Source organism: uncultured Caldilinea sp. (assembly GCF_937128415.1).
Lineage (GTDB): Bacteria > Chloroflexota > Anaerolineae > Caldilineales > Caldilineaceae > Caldilinea.
Window position 1 is genome coordinate 24256 of sequence record NZ_CAKZMJ010000011.1, and the last position, 6362, is coordinate 30617.

The window sequence follows — 6362 nt, forward strand, 5'->3', positions numbered from 1 at the left end:
CAGCCTCTCCTCCCCACTTCTCAATACAATCCACTCGTGATCTTCACCATGGCGGCGTAGCTCTCGACCTTGAGCGAAGCGCCGCCGATCAAGGCGCCGTCGATGTCAGGCTGCGCCATGATTTCGCCGATGTTCTTTTCGTTGGTGCTGCCGCCGTAGAGAATGCGGATGGCGGCGGCGGCTTCTGCGCCGAACATCTCGCCCACGGTCTTGCGCACCACGCCGCCGCAGATGTCGTTGGCCTGCTGCGCAGTGGCCGCCTTGCCCGTTCCGATGGCCCAGATCGGTTCGTAGGCGATGATGATCTGCTTCACCTGGTCGGCGGTGAAGCCGGCCAGTGCAGCGCGCACCTGGCCGCTGACGAAGGCCTGCGTCTCCCCGCGCTCATTCTGCTCCAGCGATTCGCCGACGCAGAGGATCGGCGTCAGTCCCGCCGCTACGGCGCTGTGCGCTTTCTTGTTGACCGTTTCGTCGGTTTCGGCGAAGTATTGCCGACGTTCGCTGTGGCCGATGATCACATAGGTCGCAAGCCCTTTGAGCATCGGAGCGCTGATCTCGCCGGTGTAGGCGCCGCTCTCCGCCCAGTGCATGTTTTGCGCGCCGACGGCGATGTTGCTGCCTTTGAGCGTTTCGCTCACCGCAGGGATGTCGATGAATGGAGGGCAGACCACGCAATCGACGTTGGCGACGTCGTTGACCTGCTCGCGAATGGCGCGCGCCAGCGTCACCGCTTCGTCGATCGTTTTGTTCATTTTCCAGTTGCCAGCCATCATGGGCCTGCGCATACTATCGCTCCTTCACTGTTTAGGTTGAGAGGCGTCTCATTCGTTGCTCTGACGCGCGCTGGCTTTCAAGAGTTCGTTTAGCGCTTATCGTCCGTTTCTGAGGCGTCGTTTGCTTCAGACGTCGACTCTGCCTGCGCCTGGCGTTCGAGTTCGGCGGCGTATTCTTCCGCCGTCAGCCAGCGCCCGCCCTGGACTTCGTAGTGCGTCACCTGTTTTTTGTCGTCGAGCCAGAGCTGCACTTCGACCTGGGCGAAACAGCGGTTGCGGCCAGAGGTGTGGAGCACCTTGCGCACATAGTAGCCGCCGTTTTCTTCGGCCAGGCTCAGCTCGTTGAGGAGATCGACCTGTCCTTTGATCGGCTCGCGGCAGCGATGGCTGAAGACATAGATGGGCAGGTAGCGGTCGGCGCCGGGCGGGCCTTTGCCGCGCAGGGCCGCCAGCAATCTTGCAAATAGGTTCATGGTCCTTTATTTGTCGTTGAGCGCAGCCACGCCGGGCAACTCGATGCCTTCCAGAAATTCCAGGCTGGCGCCGCCGCCCGTGCTGACATGCGACATCTTGTCCTCCAGGCCGGCCTCGCGAATGGCCGCAGCGCTGTCGCCGCCGCCGATGATCGTCGTTGCGCCCTGCAATCCCGCCAGAATCTCGGCGATGGCGAAGGTGCCCTGGGCGAACTTGGGAAATTCAAAGACGCCCATAGGGCCATTCCAGACCACCGTCTTCGCGCCGGCGAGACGATTGGCGAAATGGGCGATGGTGGCCGGGCCGATGTCGAGCGCCATCCAGTCTGCAGGCACTTCGTTGACGGGAACCACCTTGTCGTTGGCGTCGGGCGCAAAGGCGTCGGCCACGCGCAGGTCGACAGGCAGATGAATCAGATCGCCGCCTTTGGCCAGCAGCTCGCGCGCCGTGTCGAGCGCATCGGTTTCAACCAGGCTCTTGCCCATGTTGAACCCCTGCGCAGCCAGGAAGGTGTTGGCCATGCCCCCGCCGATCAGGATGGCGTCGACTTTCTTCAGCAGATTGGAGATGACGCCGATCTTGTCGCTGATTTTAGCGCCGCCCAGGATGGCGATGAAGGGGCGTTCTGGATTTTCCAGCGCCTTGCCGAGATAGGTTAGCTCCTTCTCCATCAGGAAGCCCGCCACCGCCGGCAACAGCCTCGCCACGCCTTCAGTGCTGGCGTGGGCGCGATGGGCGCTGCCGAAGGCGTCGTTGACGTAGACGTCGCCCAGTTTGGCCAGCTCCGCCGCCATGGTGGGATCGTTTTTGGTCTCGCGCTTGTCGAAGCGGGTGTTTTCCAGCACCAGCACCTCGCCCGGCTTGAGCGCAGCTGCGGCGGCCTCCGCCTCCGGCCCTGTGGTCTGGCCAACGAATTTGACCGGCGCAGAGAGGAGCGTCGCCAGATGGTCGGCGACCACCTTCAGACTGTACTTCGGGTCCGGCCCCTCTTTCGGGCGCCCCAGGTGACTCATCAGAATCACTGCAGCGCCGTGATCGAGCAAGTATTGAATGGTCGGCAACGCTGCACGAATGCGCGCGTCGTCGGTGATGGCGCCGGTCGTTTTATCCAGCGGCACGTTGAAATCGACGCGCACCAGAGCCTTTTTGCCCTGCCAATCGATGTCGCGGATTGTTTTTTTCTTCATACGATGCGTCCTTTGGAAGGATAAAAAGCGTGGCGCACAGTCAATTCCTGCGCGCCACGCTTCGGGCACAATTCACGTCACTCAAGCAGAGACCAGGAAACAGGCGATGGAGAAGCGGGGAGGACGGTCGATGCATCTGAGCTCCTCGCACACCCATCCAATTCTCCATCTCTCCCCTCTCGTTTTCTCTCCTATGCTCTCTGCACCTTAGACGCCCTTCTCCGCCATATAGTTGATGAGATCGGCGACGCGCATGCTGTAACCCCATTCGTTGTCGTACCAGGTGACGACCTTGACCATCTTGCCGTAGACGTTGGTGAATTCATAGTCCACCGAGCTGCTGTAGGGGCTGCCCTTGAAGTCGATGCTGACCAGCGGCTCGCGCACCACCTGCAAGATGCCCTTCATGGGGCCGGCGGCTGCAGCGTCGAAGGCGGCGAACAGCTCGTCCTTCGTGATTTCCTTCTCCACGGTGGCGACAAAGTCCACGACTGAGACCGTCGGCGTCGGCACGCGCAGGGCGTAGCCGTCGAACTTGCCCTTCAGCTCCGGGATCACCAGGGCGACCGCCTTGGCTGCGCCGGTGGTGGTCGGGATGATGCTCAACGCCGCAGCGCGGGCGCGGCGCAGGTCTTTGTGCACCAGGTCGAGAATGCGCTGATCGTTGGTATAGGCGTGCACCGTCGTCATCAACGCCTGCTGGATGCCGGCCAGGTCGTTGAGGACTTTGGCGGCCGGCGCCAGACAGTTGGTCGTGCAGCTGGCGTTGCTGACGATGTGGTGCTTGGCCGGGTCGTACTTGTCCTCGTTGACGCCCAACACGACGGTGAGATCTTCGCCTTTGGCCGGTGCGCTGATGATAACCTTTTTGGCGCCGGCGTGGAGGTGCAGCTCGGCCTTCTCGCGGGAGGTGAAGATGCCGGTGCTCTCGACCACGATGTCGACGCCCAGGTCCGCCCACGGCAGCTTGCTCGGATCCTTCTCCGCCAGCACCTTGATGCGGTCGCCGTCGATCACCAGGTCGCCATCCATCACCTCGACCTTGCCGGGAAAGGCGCCGTAGTTGCTGTCATACTTGAAAAGGTGAGCGTTGGTCGCCGTGTCGCTCAGGTCGTTGACGGCGACGAGGTCGAACTTGCCGCGATAACTCTCGAACAACGCTTTGGTGACCTGTCGTCCGATGCGGCCAAATCCATTGATCGCAACTTTGATAGCCATTTGAATCTCTCCTTATCTGGGTAAATGGAAATGTGACATTTTTTTATGATTGCGTCAGCGAGGGTTGCACCTGTTGTCCATCTTATTTGGTCGATGTTGCGTCAAAGTACAATCAATCTTATTTTATCATCGTTGGCCGCAAATTGTATAGTTTACACTTTGTGTGATCTCTCGGCGAGTTTTGTGTAAATTTCCATCAGGCGGGCGGCGAGCTTGCGGGAGTCGTGGCGCCAGGGCCGCTCCGCATCGACGACATCGCCGGAGAAAATTTGAAATTCTCCCCATTCGCTGGCCGGAGGAATCGTCACCCATTGGGCGGAAGGGGAGGGCTGCGTCCGGAGGTCATAGTTGTCATTGGCCAGCGCCATCAAAAAGGCGTCGCCGATGTGTTCGCGCAGCTTGCGCAGATGGTCGAGCACTGTGTAGCCATCAGTTTCGCCCGGCTGCGTCGCGACGTTGCAGATGTAGATGCGCACGGCCGACGAGGCGAGGATGGCGTCGCGGATCGCTTCGACCAGCAGATTGGGCAGCACGCTGGTGTAGAAGCTCCCTGGCCCCGCCACGATCAGGTCCGCCTGCAGAATGGCGCGAATCGCCTCCGGGTAGGCGCGTGCGTGGGCAGGTTGGAGGTAGACGCGCTCAATTTGACCGGCGGATCGGGGCAGATTGCTTTCTCCCTGCACGGTCACCCATTCGGTGCGCCCATCTTCGGTGGTGCGTCGCACCTCGGCGCAGAGCGTGACGTTTTCCAGCGTGCTGGGCAGAATTCTTCCCCGCACCGCCAGCACGCGACTGCTTTCGGCGATGGCCGCCTCGAAGCTGCCGGTGATCGCCGCCATCGTCGTGATGAAGAGATTGCCGAAGCTGTGACCGGCTAAGTCGCTGCGCCCGTCTTCGCCGTTGGTCAGCTCTGTTTCCGGGAAGCGATACTGAAAGAGGCTTTTCATGAGCCCTTCGGCGTCGCTGAGCGCAGCGATGTTGTTGCGAAAATCGCCCGGCGGAAGCGCGCCGGTCTGCCGACGCAGGCGTCCGCTGCTGCCGCCGTCGTCCGCCACGGTCACGATGGCGGTGATGTTGTCGGTGTATTCGCGCAGGCCGCGCAGCAGTTGCGGCATGCCCGTGCCGCCGCCGATCGCCACCACGCGCGGCCCCTGGCGACGCTGCTGGCGTTTGATGAATGCGCGTAGCATGGCCTGGCCTTCAGGCGTGTGCAGCTCCGGCCACACGTTGCGCTCGAACAGCGTGCGCAGCCGCCAGGCGCCGACCCCTCCGATCAGCGCCCCGATCAGAACCAACAACAGGGCGCGCAGCCAATCCGGTAAAAAGTCGAGAAGGAGGTGATGGAGAGGACTTTCGGCAATCAGTGCGAGCAACAGCAGCGCCAGTCCAAGGCTGGTCAAAAAAAGTCCTGTCAGCGTGGCGAAGACCCACCGTTTGACGCCGCCGCCCGGGCGAAGCATCCACAGCCATTTCTGGATAGCGCGCAGGGTGTGTGAGGTTCGAGCGAACATAGAGATATGAAAAATCCCCGTCAGGCGCCGACGGATTTCCACCGGCGCTGACGGGGATCGACCCTGGCGTCCTCGACGAAATGCATCCCTCAGGTCAGACGCAGGTGCTGTTCGTCAGGGGCGCCCAATGAACTGCGTGATGCGCGCCGACGCTAGGAGCGACCGTCTGCGCACAAATGCGTTGTCACCGGGCCATCGGCACGTACAGAATTTGCCCTTCGGTTGCGTCCGCCTGCACCGTGACCTCGATCTCTTCGCTCAGGGTGGCGTGGCCCGCCGTGTCCACCACGCTGATGGTGTATGCGCCCGGCGCCAGGTTCTCCACCATCACGCCGGCGTCATCCGACACAAACTCGCCGACCAGAGCGCCGTCGGCGTCGGTCACGCGTATCTTGACGCCGGTCAGGTTGACTTCGTCCGCATCCATCACGCCGTTGCCGTTATGATCGACAAAGAAGAGCACGGCGATGGCGTCCGCCGGCACAGAGGCGTCGTTCACAATGATGGAAGGCGCGGCGATGGCGCGCGTCGGCGTCCTGGTGGCGACGGCGCTCCCCTCGATCTTGCGCATAGAAATCAGCGCCTGGTCGAGCGCAGCGACGAAGACATCGAAGCGCTCCCCTGTAACCGCCAGGCCGGCGACTGCATTCTGCAGATTCGTCAGCGCCGAGTCGTGGTTCTGGAGTTTGGCCGCGGCGGCGTCGAGCTCGCTGCGGGCGCGGGCCAGCTGGTCGCGCACCTCGGTGACCTGCGACGCAACAATGTCGAGATTTTGGCTGACTGCGCCGACGTTTTCGCTGACGCGCGCCAGATTGGACTCCATCACCGCCAGGCGTTCGGGCCGGGTGAAATTGAGCGTGCCGCCGTTGATGATCGCCAACACCAGCAAGGTGGCCAGTGTGCCCAACACGGCGCCGCCGATCGCCGCAAAGAACATGGACAGCGAATCTTGAGAGGCCGCCTTATACTCCAGCTCCGGGGCGGAGAGTTTCCGCTCGCTGCTTTTCATGTCAAGGGATTCATTTTGTACGCTCATAATGCTCCTTCGAGTCAACTTTCAAGGTCGTCGATCCTCTGCAACATCCGCCACAAGCTCTGTCACAGAAGTCGATGACGGCCTTCCGAATATGCGAATGCTTTTTCATCTTATCACAATTGGCGCTCTGTATGCCATAATGACGAGATTGAAAAAGTAAAAT

The 6362-nt window shown here is 61.4% G+C and carries 6 protein-coding genes; all 6 read right to left on the reverse strand.

The genetic code is table 11. The features are described from left to right. Positions 1-20: 20 nt before the first annotated feature. The 6 genes from tpiA to Q0367_RS01800 all read right to left on the reverse strand — a co-directional run bounded on the left by tpiA (position 21) and on the right by Q0367_RS01800 (position 6199). The gene (gene tpiA / locus Q0367_RS01775; protein WP_297640173.1) at positions 21-785 is read right to left on the reverse strand and encodes a triose-phosphate isomerase; all 765 of its coding nucleotides are present in this window, start codon (positions 783-785) and stop codon (positions 21-23) included. A 77-nt stretch (positions 786-862) separates the two neighbouring features. Further along, positions 863-1246 (reverse strand): hypothetical protein, encoded by a 384-nt coding sequence (locus Q0367_RS01780; RefSeq protein WP_297640172.1) that lies wholly within the window; start codon positions 1244-1246, stop codon positions 863-865. A gap of 6 nt (positions 1247-1252) precedes the next feature. After that, positions 1253-2434, reverse strand: a complete 1182-nt coding sequence (locus tag Q0367_RS01785) for a phosphoglycerate kinase (RefSeq protein ID WP_297640171.1) — start codon at positions 2432-2434, stop codon at positions 1253-1255. 207 nt (positions 2435-2641) lie between these two features. Continuing rightward, a complete protein-coding gene (gene gap, locus Q0367_RS01790; RefSeq protein WP_297640170.1) occupies positions 2642-3652 on the reverse strand; it encodes a type I glyceraldehyde-3-phosphate dehydrogenase in 1011 nt (336 codons plus the stop codon). Between the two features lie 152 nt (positions 3653-3804). After that, on the reverse strand, positions 3805-5163 hold the full coding sequence (locus Q0367_RS01795) for a gluconeogenesis factor YvcK family protein (protein ID WP_297640169.1): 1359 nt from the start codon (positions 5161-5163) through the stop codon (positions 3805-3807). Positions 5164-5347: 184 nt separating this feature from the next. Beyond that, entirely contained in the window at positions 5348-6199 is an 852-nt protein-coding gene (locus Q0367_RS01800) for an SdrD B-like domain-containing protein (RefSeq protein WP_297640168.1), read from the reverse strand. Between the last annotated feature and the right edge of the window lie 163 nt (positions 6200-6362).

What these genes read in the sequence shown, in the direction of transcription:
- tpiA (WP_297640173.1), bottom strand. Translation starts at nt 785, where the DNA reads ATGCGCAGGCCCATGATGGCTGGCAACTGGAAAATGAACAAAACGATC.
- Q0367_RS01780 (WP_297640172.1), bottom strand. Translation starts at nt 1,246, where the DNA reads ATGAACCTATTTGCAAGATTGCTGGCGGCCCTGCGCGGCAAAGGCCCG.
- Q0367_RS01785 (WP_297640171.1), bottom strand. Translation starts at nt 2,434, where the DNA reads ATGAAGAAAAAAACAATCCGCGACATCGATTGGCAGGGCAAAAAGGCT.
- gap (WP_297640170.1), bottom strand. Translation starts at nt 3,652, where the DNA reads ATGGCTATCAAAGTTGCGATCAATGGATTTGGCCGCATCGGACGACAG.
- Q0367_RS01795 (WP_297640169.1), bottom strand. Translation starts at nt 5,163, where the DNA reads ATGTTCGCTCGAACCTCACACACCCTGCGCGCTATCCAGAAATGGCTG.
- Q0367_RS01800 (WP_297640168.1), bottom strand. Translation starts at nt 6,199, where the DNA reads ATGAGCGTACAAAATGAATCCCTTGACATGAAAAGCAGCGAGCGGAAA.